This window comes from Hyphomicrobium sp. NDB2Meth4 (assembly GCF_900117445.1).
GTDB lineage: Bacteria > Pseudomonadota > Alphaproteobacteria > Rhizobiales > Hyphomicrobiaceae > Hyphomicrobium_A.
Window position 1 is genome coordinate 64,735 of record NZ_FPEJ01000009.1, and the last position, 17,591, is coordinate 82,325.

The 17,591-nt window shown below is 62.3% G+C and carries 16 protein-coding genes; 10 read left to right on the forward strand and 6 right to left on the reverse strand.

The annotated features are described in order from the left end of the window. The first annotated feature begins 4 nt into the window (after positions 1–4). From NDB2M4_RS13625 to nhaA, 4 genes are all read left to right on the forward strand, one after another. A complete protein-coding gene (locus NDB2M4_RS13625; protein WP_072376022.1) occupies positions 5–229 on the forward strand; it encodes a hypothetical protein in 225 nt (74 codons plus the stop codon). 183 nt (positions 230–412) lie between these two features. Next, positions 413–958, forward strand: coding sequence for a DUF6869 domain-containing protein (locus NDB2M4_RS13630; RefSeq protein WP_072376024.1), 546 nt, complete (start codon positions 413–415; stop codon positions 956–958). A 52-nt stretch (positions 959–1,010) separates the two neighbouring features. After that, positions 1,011–1,481 (forward strand): YaiI/YqxD family protein, encoded by a 471-nt coding sequence (locus NDB2M4_RS13635; RefSeq protein WP_072376026.1) that lies wholly within the window; start codon positions 1,011–1,013, stop codon positions 1,479–1,481. Between the two features lie 92 nt (positions 1,482–1,573). After that, the gene (gene nhaA, locus NDB2M4_RS13640; RefSeq protein WP_072376028.1) at positions 1,574–3,421 is read left to right on the forward strand and encodes a Na+/H+ antiporter NhaA; all 1,848 of its coding nucleotides are present in this window, start codon (positions 1,574–1,576) and stop codon (positions 3,419–3,421) included. 1 nt (position 3,422) lies between these two features. On the opposite strand, the gene NDB2M4_RS13645 is transcribed toward nhaA, so the two are convergent. The 4 genes from NDB2M4_RS13645 to NDB2M4_RS13660 all read right to left on the reverse strand — a co-directional run bounded on the left by NDB2M4_RS13645 (position 3,423) and on the right by NDB2M4_RS13660 (position 6,477). Further along, a complete protein-coding gene (locus NDB2M4_RS13645; protein ID WP_072376030.1) occupies positions 3,423–4,400 on the reverse strand; it encodes a hypothetical protein in 978 nt (325 codons plus the stop codon). A 92-nt stretch (positions 4,401–4,492) separates the two neighbouring features. Then, positions 4,493–5,206 carry a DUF1223 domain-containing protein gene (locus NDB2M4_RS13650; RefSeq protein ID WP_072376032.1) on the reverse strand — a complete coding sequence of 238 codons (714 nt, stop codon included), beginning with the start codon at positions 5,204–5,206 and terminating at the stop codon, positions 4,493–4,495. Positions 5,207–5,265: 59 nt separating this feature from the next. Next, positions 5,266–5,697, reverse strand: a complete 432-nt coding sequence (locus NDB2M4_RS13655) for a VOC family protein (protein ID WP_072376355.1) — start codon at positions 5,695–5,697, stop codon at positions 5,266–5,268. 45 nt (positions 5,698–5,742) lie between these two features. Then, positions 5,743–6,477: a DUF1223 domain-containing protein gene (locus NDB2M4_RS13660; RefSeq protein WP_072376034.1), complete on the reverse strand. Its 735-nt coding sequence runs from the start codon at positions 6,475–6,477 to the stop codon at positions 5,743–5,745. Between the two features lie 731 nt (positions 6,478–7,208). Here NDB2M4_RS13660 and NDB2M4_RS19830 point away from each other — a divergent pair. The 4 genes from NDB2M4_RS19830 to NDB2M4_RS20040 all read left to right on the forward strand — a co-directional run bounded on the left by NDB2M4_RS19830 (position 7,209) and on the right by NDB2M4_RS20040 (position 9,557). Next, positions 7,209–7,541, forward strand: a complete 333-nt coding sequence (locus NDB2M4_RS19830) for a DUF5343 domain-containing protein (RefSeq protein WP_139247279.1) — start codon at positions 7,209–7,211, stop codon at positions 7,539–7,541. Further along, positions 7,514–7,852: a DUF5343 domain-containing protein gene (locus NDB2M4_RS19835; protein WP_139247280.1), complete on the forward strand. Its 339-nt coding sequence runs from the start codon at positions 7,514–7,516 to the stop codon at positions 7,850–7,852. Before NDB2M4_RS19830 ends, NDB2M4_RS19835 begins: the two co-directional genes overlap by 28 nt. Further along, entirely contained in the window at positions 7,849–8,430 is a 582-nt protein-coding gene (locus NDB2M4_RS13670) for a Swt1 family HEPN domain-containing protein (RefSeq protein WP_072376036.1), read from the forward strand. Before NDB2M4_RS19835 ends, NDB2M4_RS13670 begins: the two co-directional genes overlap by 4 nt. Positions 8,431–8,633: 203 nt before the next feature. Beyond that, a complete protein-coding gene (locus NDB2M4_RS20040) occupies positions 8,634–9,557 on the forward strand; it encodes a hypothetical protein (protein WP_139247281.1) in 924 nt (307 codons plus the stop codon). Between the two features lie 757 nt (positions 9,558–10,314). Here NDB2M4_RS20040 and NDB2M4_RS13685 read toward each other — a convergent pair. Then, the gene (locus NDB2M4_RS13685) at positions 10,315–11,667 is read right to left on the reverse strand and encodes a PAS domain S-box protein (protein ID WP_139247282.1); all 1,353 of its coding nucleotides are present in this window, start codon (positions 11,665–11,667) and stop codon (positions 10,315–10,317) included. Positions 11,668–11,934: 267 nt separating this feature from the next. Continuing rightward, entirely contained in the window at positions 11,935–13,428 is a 1,494-nt protein-coding gene (locus NDB2M4_RS13690; RefSeq protein ID WP_072376044.1) for a L,D-transpeptidase, read from the reverse strand. A gap of 305 nt (positions 13,429–13,733) precedes the next feature. Between NDB2M4_RS13690 and uvrB the strand changes: the two genes are divergently transcribed. Together uvrB and NDB2M4_RS13700 are read left to right on the forward strand one after the other, a co-directional pair. Further along, the gene (gene uvrB / locus NDB2M4_RS13695; protein WP_348533042.1) at positions 13,734–16,625 is read left to right on the forward strand and encodes an excinuclease ABC subunit UvrB; all 2,892 of its coding nucleotides are present in this window, start codon (positions 13,734–13,736) and stop codon (positions 16,623–16,625) included. After that, positions 16,625–17,581, forward strand: coding sequence for a restriction endonuclease (locus NDB2M4_RS13700; protein WP_139247283.1), 957 nt, complete (start codon positions 16,625–16,627; stop codon positions 17,579–17,581). Before uvrB ends, NDB2M4_RS13700 begins: the two co-directional genes overlap by 1 nt. Positions 17,582–17,591 lie beyond the last annotated feature (10 nt).

Below are 17,591 nucleotides of genomic sequence, written 5' to 3' on the forward strand. Positions count from 1 at the left end.
TCGCATGTCTACCGGATTGTCGTCACTCTCCAAGCTATCGGAGGTCTCCAGCGCCTATCCGTTCGCGGGTATGGAGTACATCTACAGTGTGATCCTGCTTGCCTTCATCATCCTCTTCTTCATGTGGCAAACCATCATGGAGCAGCGGCACATGAAGAAGATTATGGGACAGACGAGCGAGCGGGTGGAAAACCCTTCCTCCGCCCCCGCCTTCTCGCCCGCGGAATAATCTTCTGAGGGTACGCTGCGAAGATGGCCCGGACCTCGTGTCCGGGCCATTTTTTGTTGAACGCTCCAGCTGGGAGGCGGCAGGGTCGCAGCGCCAACTGTCGCGCTGTGTCAAAAAGACCGACATCGATCCGGCTATTATGCGATTCGTCTTGGGGGCCGGTTCCGAACCACGGAGCGCGACATGGAACGGACGTGGAGCTGCTTCGATTGCCAGTTCGAAGGCGCCGAACCGCTGTGCTTCAGCGAGGGGGGCGCGTTCGAGCCGCGGCGGCTCGCGCGCATTCTGCTGAAGATCCCGGCCCCGGGGACAGATCACGAGGAAAAAGGCGAGCGCATGCGCGCCTATGACTGTGTCGACGAAATGGTGCAGACCTCGCCGGAGGCAGCGGTAGTCTTCCTTCTCGTCGCGCTCGATGAATGCAGGACAGGCGAGCAGGTGGCCCTGCTCGGTGCTGGCGCGCTCGAGACCCTGCTCAAGGTGCATGGCCCGAAGGTAATCGGCGAGCTCGATGCGGCGGCGCAAAAGCACGCGAAGGTGCGCTATCTGCTTTCCGCCACGTGGGGTCAATCGTCGATCGTGCCCAAGGTCTGGGATCACCTCGTCGCGGCCGTCGCTCCTGGGCCGGTGATGGATGCTGACCCGCGCACTCCCGCGGCGGGCTTGATCGACAAGGTGCTCGACGCCGAGAGCGTTACCAAGCTGCTTGCCGAACCGATGAGCCGATGAGGCTGATCGCTGGCCGGTTGCGTCACGGTCGGAAACCGCTAAACAGCGATGCGTGAGCGAACTTCTCCCACCCGCGGTCTTTGTCGATGCCGACGCCTGTCCGGTAAAGGACGAGGCGGTGCGCGTCGCTGAACGGCACGGGCTCGTCATCCATTTCGTGTCCAACTCGTGGATGCGGCTGCCGGAAGGGCCACTGATAAAGCGGATGGTCGTTGCGGAAGGACCGGACGCTGCGGACGATTGGATCGCCGAGCGCATCGGAGCGCGGGACATCGCGGTTACCGCCGACATCCCCCTCGCAGCGCGCTGCCTGAAAGCGGGTGCGCAGGTGATCGGCCCAACGGGCAAGCCATTTACCGAAAGTGGCATCGGCATGGCGCTCGCCATGCGCGAGCTTTCCGCGCACTTGCGCGAGACAGGCGAAAGCAAAGGCTACAATGCCAGCTTCACGCGCCAGGACCGTTCCCGATTCCTCGAGGCCTTGGAGCACGCCGTGCAGAAGGCCTTACGAAACAAGGTTTGACCAACTCTGGCGATCCGCCGCATCCCAATGACTTGGTGCCGCCGCAGATATACGTATCGCATTCAGGAGCCAACCCAGCCCCGAGAGGTTATGTGAATCACGCGCTGCCGAGCAACCGCCTCGATCGCCCCGTCGGTGCCAACGATCATACATTGGGGGAAACACAGGCTCCGATCACACTCGTAGAGTACGGCAGTTATGCCTGCCCCTATTGCCGCGCCGCCAATGCGCGCATCGCCGAGGTGCGCGATGAGCTTGGTGATCGCTTGCGCTACGTCTTCCGGCATCGGCCGGTGACGGGAAGCACGCTGGCGCGGCGCGCGGCCGAGCTCGTCGAGCGCGCTCCAGATGCTGACGCCTTCTGGCACGCGCACGTCAAGCTGATGTCGAGGTCCGAGACGCTTACGGAGGACGACCTCAGCGCCGTCGCCGCGGATCTCGGTGTCGACGTGCCGCCGGTCGAGCCTGACGGCGAAGATTGGCGTGCGGCCGCTCGACGCGTTGCGGAAGACGAGCGCAGCGCCCGGGCGAGCGGTGTGATGATGACACCGACATTCTTCATGAACGGGCGGCGCTATGATGGCCCGTGGGACGAAAGCTCGTTTCTCGATGCGATGCTGGGCACGCTCGGTCATCGCGTGAGGTCCGCCGCAGTGGGCTTTGCAAGCTGGGGACCGTCGGCGGGCGTGCTGTTGCTGGTGTCGACCCTCATTGCGATTGCATTGACGAATTCTAGCTTCGGTCACGCCTATGAGGATTTCTGGGAGCAGTACCTCGGCATCTCGCTCGGCTCGGCCACTTTCAAGATGTCATTGCGGCACTGGGTGAACGATGCGCTGCTGACCATCTTCTTCCTGGTGGTCGGTCTCGAGATCAAACGTGAGTTCACGGTCGGGCATCTCGCTAGCCGGCGCTCGGCTGCGCTGCCGATTGCGGCTGCGATCGGTGGCATGGCCGTTCCCGCGGCGCTCTATGCCTTCGTCATACCGTCGGGCCCATGGGCGCACGGCTGGGGCGTGCCGATGGCGACGGACACCGCCTTTGCCGTGGCCCTCATAGTGATGATGGGCGCTCGCGTGCCCGTCGAATTGCGCATTTTCCTGACAGCAGCGGCCATCGTTGACGACATCGGCGCTATCGCTGTCGTAGCCGTATTCTATTCCGGCGCCCTGCATTGGGCATATCTCGCCTCGGGGCTGCTGGTCGTTGCCGGACTTGCGGCGCTGAACAAGGCGCATGTCTATCGCGTGGCGCCGTACGTGCTGCTTGGGATTGTGTTGTGGGCGTGCGTGCATGCAGGCGGATTGCACGCCACGCTTGCTGGCGTGATCCTGGCGCTGTTCATTCCGACGCGGCCGCCGCCGAACCTCGAAGCGCTGACGGCGCAGCTCAACAGTATCGTTGCGGCGGAGGCCGAGCACGGCGTTGAGGTGTTGCGGCATGGTCCTTCGGTTCCGGCGCTCAGAGCGATGGACGCTATCTTCGACCGGTTGGAGTCACCCGCGGATAGATTGTTGCGGCACATGGCGGCGCGATCGAGCTACGTCATCCTGCCGTTGTTCGCGCTCGCCAATGCGGGCGTAACGTTCAGCGGTGGCGTCATTGCCGGACACGAGCAGTTGATGGCGGCGATCATGGCCGGCCTGGTGATTGGGAAGCCTCTCGGTCTCGTGGCGGCGGCGGCGCTGGCGGTGTGGGTCGGCGTCGCTGCGAAGTCCGACGGATATACCTGGCGGCAGCTCGCGGGCGCGGGTGCACTTGCCGGCATCGGCTTTACGATGTCGCTGTTCATCGCCGGTCAGTCCTTTCCAGCGCCCCAAGAGTTCGACGCGGCGAAGATCGCCATTTTCGCAGCGTCCGTGCTTTCCGCGGTGATCGGCGTTGCGATCCTGTGGAAGCCCGCGGCCCGCGAGGATACGACGGCGGCCGATACACGATAGATCAGCGGCGCGCGTAGACAGGAATGGCGAAGCGCGCCTCGAACCTGTGCGGCGGCGGTGCGCCCGCTGCGGGCTTCGGCAGTCGCTCATGGTCGGTGCGAACGGCAAGTACCCACTGGATGCCGGCGCCCTCGTCATCGAGGTCGACCGGCGGTTTGCCCGCTGGCACCGGTACATCGATGGGGATCGTCGTGGTGCCGTCTTTGGTGCGCATGAGGCGACCGGCGTCGATCGGATGGGCCGACGACCAGGCCTTTTCAGTGACGAGCTCCTGCGAACGCTTCCCGTCACGCAAGCGGCGCACCCATAGGCGGCGTTCGCAAATGATCTCTGCTTCGAGTGGAACGAGCGACGGCATGCGCGCGATGACGTGGCCGCGGAATTTGTCGCCGAGATAGCCCGGCAGTGTATCGATGTGCAGCGTCGAAGGACCGTAGCGCCACCAGTTCAAGGTTGCGCCGGCGGCGCAGAGAATGCCGATCAGGCCGCACAGCGGAAAGATGACTGCAGCGGAGGCCTCGAGCCACGACGTATGAAACGCGGCGATGATCTTGTCGTAGTTCACGGTGTAGATGAACGCGCATAGGCCATTCCAGCCGATCGACCAGATCCAGAGAAAGGCGGCCACGACGAGGCTGCCGTGATCGGTAACCTTGCGCTCGGCCCAGGCTTCGTTGAGCAGCCAGGGTGCTTCGGGGTTGCGCTCGGCCTGACGCGCACTCCATGCGTCGCGCTTAGCCACGACGTGATAGCGGAAATAAAAATAGCCGAGGCCGATGACGGTGAGGATAAGACTGAACGCGAATATCAAGATCGCCGTCGGAAGGTCGGCGTCGCCGCGGCGATAGGCGCCGATGATGCCGACCTGCGCCATGATGCCGAGGATGGCGGCAAGAGCGAGACCGGCAACCACGAATATGGTGCCGAAGCCGCTGGCGATGCGCGTCGAAAAGCGACGCGAAGAGCTGTCATTACGCACTGATCGAAATCCCGTCTGCGCCCGATCGTGGGCGGCGGATTTGCTATCCTGTTGCGACGGGATTGGGAAGCGAAAGTGGCGGCTCCGATGACCTAATGCAGCGCGATGCGTCCGGCGCCGAGGATAGCGCCAGGCAATGCGGGCGTGCCTTCCTGGACGAGCACCACGGCGCCGTCGTAATGCGCGTCGGCGGACAGCTTGGTGCGATACTTGACCGGGCTGCCGGACCAGGCGCCGAGCGGAATGATCTCGCGCACGATGTTGGTGTAGGTGATCTTGGTGCCGGAGTTCTCGCCGCGGCCGACGGCAACATCGCGCGAAGCCAGATACGGCAGCACGACGACGGTAGCGGCCGGGCTGCCCGGGCGCGTGCCATCGACGGATACCTCGATGTCATCGCCATTGCGCTTCACGGCAACCGTCAGCTGGGGCGGCTTGGTCGTTTCTGCGGACGCGGCGATGCCGAGCATGTTGGCGCCGTTGGCGTGCTCGCTGCCGTTGACCACCGCTTGCGGCGTATAGACCTGCTGATCACCGCGCATGATGGCATAAGCACGCTGGCGCTCGGTGAAGGCGTGCTTGGCGAAAGTATCCTTCCAGCCGAGCCGATCCCAATAATCGACCGGCAGCGACAGGACGATGAAGTGATCGTCGTGCGCCAGCTTCTCGAACAGGCGGTCGGCGGGCGGACAGGATGAGCAGCCCTGGCTGGTGAACAGCTCCAACACTGTCGGCGGTGCGGCCGCTGCCGAGCCAGCGGCGAAGAACGAGCCGAGAAGAAGCGTTGCGATAGCGCGCGCGTGCATGGAGCCTCCGATGCCGTCCTTACTGCTAGTTCGCAGCGGGCGGGCAACCGTTACGCAGACTATCCTATCGCAAGAACCCCGCGGTCATCTTTTGCGAAAAACGGATTGTGCGCCACTTCCCACAGATGGCCGTCCGGATCGGCGAAGTAGCCCGAATAGCCGCCCCAGAACACCGTCTGGCCCGGCTTGACGACCCGGCCACCCGCGGTGGCGGCGCGCGCGATCATGGCATCGACGTCGGCTGAACTATCGAGATTGCAGGCGAGCGTGATGCCGGCGAAGCCGCTGCCCGCCGCATCGACGGTGGCGTCATCGGCCAGCGCCGCGCGCGAATAGAGCCCGAGCACGCCGCCCGGCATCTGGAAGAAAACGACGTTGTCGTTTCCTTGCGGCGAGGGAGCAAGCCCCATCGCCGTGTAGAACGCGCGCGCCCGGCTCAAATCGGCGACGCCGAGCGTGACGAGCGATAGCCCAAGAGGAGCGTTTGTCATCGATGCGATGCGCCAGGGTTCGCCCAAGATTTGCGATATCGATGGTCAGGTCTTGGCGCGGGGTGTGCGCAATGCGCTGAGCGGCACGCGCGCTGCCCCGATGATGGCGCCGGGCCGCTCGGACGTGCCCGCCTGCAGCAGCACGACGATGCCGTCGTACTGCGCAAAGTCGCGGGCCGACAGCCGCGCCTTCAGCGGTTTGCCCTCCCAGGTGTCGACCGGGATGATGTCGCGCACGAGGTTGGCATAATGCACGCTCTTGCGGCCGCGCATCGGCTCGGTGTGATCCTGCATATACGGCAGCACGGTGATGACGCCGGTCTTGGCGTTGGCGGTGCCCGCACCGCCGACCGATAGATTGATCTGGTCGCCGGCGATCTTCACGTCAACCGGCACCGACAGCACGCCCATCGTCTGCGCGATGCCTTCGCGGATCTCACCCGGATCGGAGCCCATCGCCTCGGCAGCGCCGTTGATCACCGCTTGCGGCGTGAACAGCATGTCCGAGTTGCGCCGCTCGGCATAAGCCGCCTGACGGTCGGTGAAGACGGGCTTCGCCAGCGGGTCCTTGCGCCCCGGCCCGTCGAAGGAGTCGACCGGCATGACGAGGGTGATGAGGTCGGGCTGGCGCGCCAGCTTTGTGAACAGCGCGTCGGCCGGAGGGCACGAGGAGCAGAAGGGGCTGGTGAACAGCTCGAGCACGGCGCGCGGGGCAGCCTCGGCAGCCGCGGCAGTTGCGAGAAGAGCCGCGATCGCCGCGGCGAGAGAATTCCGACGCATTCCAGACCCTTACATTAGAGGCCCCACCCGATGTGCAGTACTCGTCGCAAATCGCGGCCAGGATGGGGCAAAGCTTGGCACGCGAGTGGTTAAGGCCCTGGAACGGCGACGCACAGCGCCTCGGTCGCCCAGCGCTTTGCGGCGCGGGCGTTGATCGGCAGTGCGGAAACCAGGAGCGCGGGCGCCAAACGGCCGCCATCCTAAGTTCAAGTCCGGCAGCCTTTCGGCGCCCGCGTCGGCATTTTTCCATGCCGGGGGAGCGATACTCATCGGCGCGGGCTTACCGTCCCGGTCAGGCGTCCAACGGCCGGACCACATCGTCGGGACGTTCTGCTGCTGCGCTCGCGGAGGGGGCGTGCGCCGCTGCCGATGGGCGTCCGTGCGCGCCGTTGCCGGACATCGCACAGCCCCGATCGATGGCCCCGGAATATGAGGGAGCTACCCTCGCGTCAGACGCCGAGACGGGTCGGCATCTGCCTCAACCAGGCACCGTCTCCCGTCCCGCTTAGCCGCTCAGCTGTTGCGTCCCAGTCGGACAGGAGTGGGGGAAGTGTATGGCGGGCGTTGAGGGCGGGGATTAGTTGGGGGGGACCGGTAGGGCGTCTCTCACAGACGGATTTTCCCAGTGAGGTCAAGTTTCGTTCATTCCTGTTGAATGCATCGCAGGTTGCGCAAGCGAGCGCCCACACTCTGCGGTACACTGGGATTCGCAGAGACTTCGGAGCTGTCCAATGCCCGCTCAATTACCCTACATGGTGGCGCCCGGCCTAATCCCCAAGATACTCACCAAAATTGAGGAAGCGAAGCGTCCTGAGCGCTTCACTCAGGATTTCCTCGGAACCAAACTTGGCTATACAAGCGGCAGCGCGAAGCCCATTATCCCGCTGTTGAAGCGCATGGCGTTCCTCAACTCAGACGGATCGCCCACGGCTCTTTATGATCAATTCCGCAACTCCGTTACGCAGGGTGCAGCTGTTGCCGAGGGGATGCGCAACGCATATTCTGAATTGTTCGAGCGCAACAAAACGCGGGCGACTTGCCCAAAGACAAGCTCAAGTCGCTAATTATGGAAGTCACCGGCGGCGCGCACGACGACAAAACAGTAGAGTCCACCGTTTCCACATTTATAAAGCTCAAAGAGCTTGCAGACTTTGACGCCGACACGGATGCGGTGACAGAACTCCTTCCTTTCACAAAGGGCAGCGGCACCACACTTCCTTCTGAGAATCAAGCACAGCAACGCGTAGCGGAGGAACTAGATAGCGTAGGATTGAACCTAGCCTACACGGTCAACATAGTTCTTCCGGAGACAACCAATCCTGAAGTCTTCAATTCAATCTTCAAATCGCTAAAAGAAAACCTTCTCAAGAGATGAAGCGCGAGCACGCCCTCAGGTTATTTACCTTAAACAACTTGGCTCTAGAAGCTGATTTGCGCCGCGTGGCGACCGAACACAATATCGACATCGGCCGCAGTCGAGCGAGTAACGAAGATGTTGAACAAACTTACTATCCGCAATTCGCAGAGCGACTGCGAACTGAGGCGGCCTCCATGGCCACGCAATATGCTATCTTCTACTGCCTGGAAAATTCAATTCGAGAGCTTATTGTCGAGCGTCTTCAGGAGGTGCATGGCTCAGATTGGTGGAACAAGGTGGTACCTGACGCCGTCAAACAGAGCTGCGACAAGAACCAAAAGAAGGAGCAGGCGGCAGGCATTACTCCTCGGTCCAAGGATTTGATCGACTACAGTAACTTTGGCGAACTTGGTGAGATCATCAAGGCCAACTGGGACATTTTTGGAGATACGTTCCGAGATATTCGCGCGCTTGAGCGTGTCCTAGGGAATCTCAATACCCTGCGAGCACCGATCGCTCATTGCAAGGCGTTAGCAGAAGACGAGGTTACCCGCCTCCACCTAAGCCTCCGAGATTGGTTCCGCCAGATGGGGTGACGCCATCCGTTTTTGGCTCATAACATACTAAGTACCCCCTTGCGGACAGCCCCAACGTTTCGGTTTTATCGATACTCCGCAGCGGTTCTACTCGAACGAACTCGGCGCCCGATTGATCCGCCGTCAGATCGGAGGCAACAAAGGCTTTTCACCAATACCTCAGTCCGTGCATTGCGATTTTTCCGTTGGAGGTAGCAGGCGGCATGCCCGAAGACATTACGAAGTTGCCGACGAACAGCCGCATTGGAGTAGTTGGCGAGTGGTGTCTTCGCGGCGGACACTATAATTCGCTCCTAACTCCTCGGCACAACCAAGATGATCAAGCTCCAGAATTCGAAAGGCTATGCAAAGCCGTTCTCGTATTTGTTGATTTCTTTGCCACATCCGAAAGAGACAGTGTTCACGGATGGATCACCCAACCTGAGGAACGCAAAGGGTTAGAGTTAATATATCAGTTACTCGCAGTTGGACTTCTTAAAGAGATAGACGTGGACACGGCGGCATACAAGGTGCTGGGTTATTCTCCGGGGGAGTGGCCATTTAATGATGGTCTGCCCTCCAACGTTTGGACCTTTGAGCGAGAAACATTCAATGAGACCAAAAAAAAGGTCGCGCTCCTGAATCTACTTATCAACAATCAGCATGAGCCACTATACGTAGGCCGTCCGCTACCAGAATATCCGAACTATCAGCGATTTGTTGTTTGGCGCGCCGTGTTTCACGAATTTCCATTAATTGGCGACCGAGTTCCTTTTCATGACGTTATTTGCTACAAGAATGAGCCCAACACCCGCAAACTAATTCATCGCATCCGGCAATGGGTTGCCAAAATGCAATCATCGATCAATACAGAGCGCGAGCTGCGGGAAGAAATTTCAGACCTGCTTTTTCAGTATGAAGAGCACATTAAACACACGGTCGGAGAAAGGCATCCAGGGATAGTCGAGTTTTTGTTGAATGAAATCGAAACAATCCCGAATAGGCTACTTACCGGCGACTGGTCAACCCTGGGAAACATGATAAAATACAGACGGGAATATAGGTCTGATTTCTACAGAATTGAGAAGGCGGCGCCTGGTGCTGAGTTGGCGATCATTCTGGACGCAAAAAGAACGTTTCCTGCATGACGGCTTCTTATTTGGCCATAAGCAGTTAAAACCTGCGTTGGCGGATGGCCGTCGGAGGGCGCCGCACCTTTTGGGACGTCGGCGTGGATGTCCGTCTCCTGCTCGGCCGAGCAAGATGAGATGCTAGCCTGTCGTTGGGCTTGCCGAAGAAGCCGGCTAAGCTCGGCTGCCATGCGTTGCGGGTCGCCTAACCTATTGGTGGATGAGGCGGTCGATGCTGACGCCGAGGCGCAGGCGCACGATGTCCATCGTGTTGGATGTGTCGATGAAATCGACACCGCCCTCGACCTGGGTGAAGCGCACCGAATCTTCCGATAGGTCGGCGTGAATTGCCCGGCTCCGGCTTCGATGACTAAGATGCGATGCTGGCGTGTCGACGGGGAGGCCCGATGTCGGAGACAGGTTGCCCGGTCTGTGGGTACCCGAATTGTGTCGAGCTGAACGCGGATGGCGAAGCCACGTACGACTTGTGCCCCTGCTGCGGGTTCGAGTCCGGTGTGGATGGCATCGGGCGCGATCGCGAAGAGCGCAACAGCGATCTTCGCCAAAGGTGGCTAGCTGGCGGTGCGCTCTGGTGGTCGTCGGCGAGGCCGGCAGAGCCAGGGTGGAACGCAGCCGATCAACTTCGTGCGGCGGGCCTCACTCCCGACGATGATCCTTCTTGAGAGCGTAGCGGTCGGCGTGGGGCCGCCCGCACCTGAGATCACCAGAAGCGGGTAGGTCGGCGCGACGACGATTGGGACACGCGCGGGGCAAGCTAGTGGGGCGCGGCGGGTTCGGAGGTCACTGTTTCCATCGGCGCCTCGAGCGTCCAGACGAAGCCGCTCGGATCAAAGCGGCATTCGACCGCCGCGTTCAACGCAAAGCGCGGATTGCGGTCGATCATGACGGTGCCGAAGCCGGCTTTTTGCGGTGCGCTGACAGGCGGGCCGCCGGTCTCGCGCCACGACAGGCGGAACCTCTTTCCGCTTTGCTCGTGGCTGGTCGAGCAGGAGATCTGTAGCTTTCCTTCATTCGAGGACAGCGCGCCGTGCTTGGTCGCGTTCGTCGTCAACTCGTGAATGGCGAGCCCGATGGCTTCGGCGGCGGGGGGCGAGAGCATGGTGTCCAGCTCGCCGTCCAAGAGGATCCGCGTGCCGATCAGATCATCGACCGCTGCGAGCTGAGAGATGATGAGATCGCCGACCGTTACGCCGCGCCAGTTGCGGTGGGTGAGGAGGTCCTGGTTTCTCGCCAGTGCGCCCAGGCGCGCGACGAGCTTGGCGGAAGCTTCCTTATCGGTGGTGCGCGTGACGATGGCCTGGATGATCGAGATCATGTTCTTGGCGCGGTGGGCAATCTCGCGCATCAACAGATCGATCTGCTGCTCGCGGTCTCTTTGCTCGGTGATGTCGGTGTTCGTTCCGAACCAGCGCCATACTTTTCCATCGTCGCCGAACAGAGGCTTGGCGCGGGATAGAAACCAGCGATAGTCGCCGTCGCGGCTGCGCAGCGGGAACGTGTCCTCCCACTCCTGACCCGTGCTCCAACTGAGTTGGATGCGCTGCTTCACGCGTTCGATATGGTCGGGGTGGTGCACCGCGGTCCATCCCCAGCCTTGCATCTGCTCCAACGTGGTGCCGGTGTAATCGAACCAGCGGTCGTTGTACCAAAAGATCCAGCCGTCGCCGTCGGCGATCCATGCGAGCTGAGGGATGGTGTTGGCCAGCGCGCGGAACTGGCGCTCGCTTTCTTCCAGGCGCGTGCGCATCTCGACCATCGCGGTCGTATCGTGCGCGATCTTGGACGCGCCGATGATGGCACCGGTCTCATCCACCAGGGGGGAAATCGTGATGGCGACCGGGAAGATGCTGCCGTCCTTCCGGACCCGCATGGTTTCAAACTTCGGTACGATCTCGCCGGCCCGGATGCGCTGCAGAATGTGCTGCTCTTCGTGGAGGCGTCCCGGCGGAATGATGGTCTCGATCGAGCGGCCGATCATTTCTTCCGGAGACCAGCCGAAGATGCGGTGGGCAGCTTCGTTCCAGCTCAATACCGTGCCGGTCAGGTCCTTCGAGATGATCGCGTCGAAGGAGTTCGTGACAATGGATTTGAAATGAGCGGTGTTCATCGAAGCTCGAAGGGAGTCGCGGGAGTCAGGCATAAAGACCTAGAGCCGGCTCGTTAGCTTCAATTAACCTAAGGGCGGACTGGAGTCATCGCCATTCGCCGGCTGACCGGGGTCAGTCCGCGTGCCTTCAGGGAAGCGCGAGGGCGGTCATAAAGTCAAGGCGGGCCCGGATGGGCGCATGCCGACATCGCCACGAGCGCTCTCGACCGCAAGCCAAACTCGATGGGCGGGGCGGGGCGGGCGGCGCGTGGCCGCCCGCAGCCTGGATCACCAGAAGCCGGGTTTACCGGGTTTGGCGGGCTTGCGCCGGCGCTTTTGCTGCTGCTTCTGGCTGGGCTGGCCAAAGAAGCTGAAGAAGCTCGGCTGCCATTCATTTGCAGCAAATGAATCAACCGGCGGCGTGGGCTTGCGCGTCTTGAACCCGCCCTGCGGCTGGTTGCTCAGTACGGCGACGAACTCGGTCCGGTAGTTCGTCTCGCGGCTGAGCGGCTCGTCCGAGATGATGATCGAGGAGCGCGGCAGCGCGGTCGGCCCGATGCGATCGAGCACCTCCTGCGGGATGGTGATGCGGTCGAGCGCTTGCTTGGCTTCATCGCCGTGATCGATGGTGACCGCGCTCCAGCGCAGGCCGCCGTCGCCCTCGGACATGGCGGTGAAAACGTGCGTGCCGATGGGCCGTTCGGGGTCGCGGATGGTGACCGGGACCTCGATGCTCGAATCGAAGACCTCGCCGCCGTCCGACCACGGCTTGCCCGTGTTGCGACGAACGTAGAGCTTCTGCGTGGCGCGGCTGACGTAGATCGAGACCGGGACCAGCGCGAGCCTTGCATCCTCGGCCGCCTTCTCCGTCTCGGTCTTGCGTGCGACCGCTGCCTTGGCGGCATCGGCCGCCTTGGTGGCGGCATCGGCTTTCGACGTCGCGTCGGCGCGGGCGGCGTCGAGCTTGGCGGTCGTCTCCGTTACGCGGGTGGCGGCCTTGAGCTTGCGTTCTTCCGCGCGCGCTTTGGCCTCGTCGTTCTTTGCGGAGGCGATGGCCTTCTCGGCATCGGCGAGCGCTTCGTCGGCTGCCGACTTCTGCCTTTCGAGCTTACGTAGCGTCGACTTTGCAGAGGCCGCCTCGCGCGCGGTGAGCTTGGCCGCCTTCTTCGTCTCGACGACGTCCTTGGCTGCCTCGGCTGCTTCGCGTGCGGTAGCTTCGGCGCGCGCCGGGGCCGCGGCAACCGCCTCGGCGTTCGGCACCGGGAAGGCCGCGTGAGAAAATTCGACGGGCGCTGAATCCTCCGGCGAAATGATCACGCGCATGCCGATGCGCGTCTTGTCGAACATGTTCGCGGCAAATCCATACGGCATGCGCACGCAGCCGTGCGAGGCCGCGTATCCGGGCAGCGGGCCACCGTGCATGGCGATGCCGTTCCACGTGAGGCGCTGCATGTGAGGCATGTGCGCGTCGTCGTAGAGGTTGGAGCGGTGGTCGATGTTCTTCTGCAGGATGGCGAACACGCCGGCCGGCGTTTCGCGTCCTTTGACGCCGGTGGAGACGGGCGCCTTCACGATCCAGCCGTCCGCATCGTAGAAGGTGACCTTCTGGGACTTGATCGAAACGATCGCCATGATCGGCTCGCCAGCATCGCGCTCCGCGACTTCTTCCGCGGAGCGGCCCGATCTCGCCGAAGCCTCGTTCGTGAACGCCATCAGCGGGGCAATCGCCGCAATCGTCAAAATGGCGAACAGTTTCAAACGCCGTACAGTTGAATGCATCATCCTAAATCAATCTACCGTTCCAGTGCCGTGCCCCCTCCCCGGTTGATGCCAGTCCGCGGATGCATCAATCAAGTGTCAAATCGCACCATCTTGGTTAGGCGGCCCGTCGGCCACACCGATGTGCTCTGGGGGGCACTCGTGTCCGATCGATAAGGCCCGAGCAAAAGGCATGGTGCCGCCGCGGCTGAAGCGCGCTGGACAGCCGTAAACCCTGGCTTGAGCGGAGGCGCGCGCAGCGCCATATTCGGGCCATGCCGCCTCCCCCGAAGGACCCCGACAAGACACCCAAGCCGCGCCCCTCGCGCGTGCGCTCCGGCAAGCCGACGCCTCCGCCAGCGGAGACCGCGGCGGGCACGCCAGAGGTGCGCGCGCGCGGCAAGGGTAAACGAGCGGCCGCCAATGCCGCGGACACTGCGCGGGCTGAAGGCGCCGAAGCGCCAGGCCTGGGCGAATCCCCGCAGGCGGTGTTCGACACGCTGAGCGCCATCGCGTTTCCGGGCGGGCGGCCCGCCTACGATGGCGAGGCGGAGCACAAGCCGCTCCCGGCGCTGCGTCAGCAAGGGCCGCGGCCGCCGTTCGGCGGGGAGTCCATCGGGCAATATCTCAACGCCCTGCTGGCCAAACCGGAGCAGCGCTCGGAGCAGGCGCGGCAAATCCTGCTGGCACAGCCGATGCTGGCGGAGCATCCGCTCGTCTCGGGCGACGAACTGGCATTCACGCCGCACCGCCCGCCACGTCCGGAGAAGTCGGAAGGCGGCATCGCGCTCAACATCGTCTCCGAATACGAGCCGAAGGGCGACCAGCCGACGGCGATCCGTGACCTCATCGATGGGATCAACCAGACCGAGCGCAGCCAGGTGCTGCTTGGCGTGACCGGCTCGGGCAAGACATTCACGATGGCGAAGGTGATCGAAGGCACGCAGCGGCCGGCGTTGATCCTGGCGCCGAACAAGACGCTCGCCGCGCAGCTCTACGGGGAGATGAAGAGCTTCTTTCCGGACAACGCGGTCGAGTACTTCGTGTCGTACTACGACTACTACCAGCCGGAAGCGTACGTGCCGCGCACCGACACGTACATCGAGAAAGAATCGTCGATCAACGAGCAGATCGACCGCATGCGCCATGCCGCAACGCGCGCGCTGCTGGAACGCGATGACGTGATCATCGTGGCGTCGGTGTCGTGCATCTACGGTATCGGTTCGGTCGAGACGTATACGGCGATGACGTTCACGGTGCAGGTGGGCGAGCGGCTATCGCGCGACCAGCTCATTGCCGATCTCGTCGCCCTGCACTACCGGCGCAACGACGTGAACTTCGTGCGCGGCACGTTCCGCGTGCGCGGCGACACCATCGAGTTGTTCCCGGCGCATTTGGAAGATCGCGCCTGGCGCATCTCGCTGTTCGGCGACGACGTGGAAAGCATCGTCGAGTTCGATCCGCTGACGGGGCAGAAGGCGGACGAGCTGTCGCTGGTGAAGATCTATTCCAACTCGCACTACGTGACGCCGAAGCCGACGCTGCAGCAGGCGATCAAGTCGATAAAGACTGAGCTGAAACAGCGGCTGGAAGAGTTGTATGCCAATGGCAAGCTGCTGGAGGCGCAGCGGCTGGAGCAGCGCACGCTGTTCGACATGGAGATGATGGAAGCGACGGGATCGTGCGCGGGCATCGAAAACTATTCGCGCTATCTCACCGGCCGCAAGCCGGGCGAGCCGCCGCCGACGCTGTTCGAGTATCTGCCCGACAACGCGCTGGTGTTCGTCGACGAAAGCCATGTGACCGTGCCGCAGATCGGCGCCATGTTCCGCGGCGACTACCGGCGCAAGGCGACGCTGGCGGAGTATGGATTCCGACTGCCCTCGTGCATGGACAATCGTCCCCTGCGGTTCGAGGAATGGGACGCGATGCGCCCGCAGACCGCGTTCGTGTCGGCGACGCCGGGCACGTGGGAGATGGAGGAAACGGGCGGAGCATTCGTCGAGCAGGTCATTCGTCCGACCGGCCTCACCGATCCGGACGTGATCATCCGGCCGGCGAAGACGCAGGTCGATGATCTGCTGTTCGAGGCCAAGGAGACGGCAAAGCGCGGCTATCGCACGCTGGTGACGACGCTGACCAAGCGCATGGCCGAAGACCTCACCGAATACATGCACGAAGCGGGCATCCGCGTGCGTTACATGCACTCCGACATCGAGACGCTGGAGCGCATCGAGATCATCCGCGATCTGCGGCTCGGCGCGTTCGACGTGCTGATCGGCATCAACCTGCTGCGCGAGGGCCTCGATATTCCCGAGTGCGCGCTGGTCGCGATTCTCGATGCCGACAAGGAAGGGTTCCTGCGTTCGGAGACGTCGCTGATCCAGACCATCGGGCGCGCGGCGCGCAACGTGGATGGGCGCGTGATCCTTTATGCCGACAACATGACCGGCTCGATGGAGCGCGCGATTGCGGAGACCAACCGTCGCCGCGAGAAGCAGGTCGCGTACAACACCGAGCATGGCATCACGCCGGCGAGCATCAAGCGCAATATCCAGGACGTGCTGTCCTCAGTCTACGAGCAGGATCACGTGACGGTCGATACCGGGCTCGCGGACGCGCCGATGGTCGGGCACAACCTGGCGACGATCATCGAGGACATGGAGCGGCGCATGCATGAGGCCGCGGCCGACCTCGAGTTCGAGACGGCGGCGCGGCTGCGCGATGAGATCAAGCGGCTTCGCGAGACAGAGCTCGCCGTGTCGGACGATCCGCTGGCGCGGCAGGCCGAGGTGGAAGACAAGGCGGGCGCGTACAAGGGCGAGCGCAAGTACGGCGGCGCGCCGGCCGAAGGCAAGAGCGGCTCGCGCATCAAGACCGAATACGAACCGGTGCAGCCGACGCACGCGCAGCAGAGCGCGGTGCCGATGCCGTCGCGGATCAAGAAGCCGTCGCTGGACGAGATGGGGCCGGGCACGGATCGCGCGATCCCCGCGCCGCGGGCGCCGAAGGTCGATGCACGCGAGAAGGCCGGCGCGTTCGGCGAGCATGTGCGCGGGCCGCACAAGCCGACGCTCGACGAGATGGGGCCGCACGCGATGCTGCCGCCGAAGGGCGGAACGCCGCCGCAGAAGCCGGCACGCACGGTGGAGATTCAGACCGAGGCCGAGAAGAAGAGCCGGCGCGGCCGCCCGCGCAAGACGGGCCGGCCGGGGCATTGATGAATAGGCGCTCAACCCCAGCGGAGCAGCTTGAGCGACAGATCGAGCGGATACATCGTCTTCTAGAGGCTGGCGGAGCAAAGATCACTTGGAACGATAGGATCCCGGATCCAGACAACCCAACCCAACTTCGACAAATCGATGTATCGATACGCCGCTCCGGACACGTGACGATTGTTGAGTGTCGCTTCCGAAAAGAGCCGGAAGATGTCACCTGGATCGAAGAGCTAATCGGGCGAAGAGAGAGCCTACGTTGCGATGCGGTTATCGCTGTGTCGGCAGCTGGCTTCACTCAAGGTGCGATAAAAAAGGCCAATGCGAAGGGGATTATTCTACGTACCCTCGAGAGCTTGTCTGCGGATGAGGTCAAGAATTGGGGCAGACCTACAAAGGTTGAGACATTAACTTACGAATTTTTGGAGTGTGCATTCGAACTCGAAATAGCCTCGCAGCCAGCTGGTGAGGCTCGGCTCAGCTTGAATGACGGCGCTGATGTCAATCTTCTCGACCTGCTTGGCATGGTCATGAACCGCCTTGAGCAAGAAGGCATTCACAGCGGCACATTCGAGACTGCGATAGACCTTGAAGATGCTGTCCTGCTGTCGGGAAGGCGCCCTTCTCGCGCTCTGTTTCTCGCCAAGGGAACCGCCCGAAAGCGAGAACTTCAGCTCGCTTCAGTCGTTGGATACTCCGCCGTTGGCGCTTCGTCCCCAGGATCCTATGCAATCGTGAGACACTTTGACTCTGATACGATAGAGATTATCGACTCTTCTCGCGAGTTAGCCGTCGTCTTGGATCTCAGTGGCGCCGATCTTCATCTCAACGAATATGTTCGAGCCGCCACGTTCGATTTTGGGCCGATCCAAGACGTAAAATGGTTTCACGTCATCGGCGTCGATGGTCTGAAGTTCGTCGGCAATATACCGATGCGTATTCGATTTCCGACAGGAAGCTAGACCATCATCG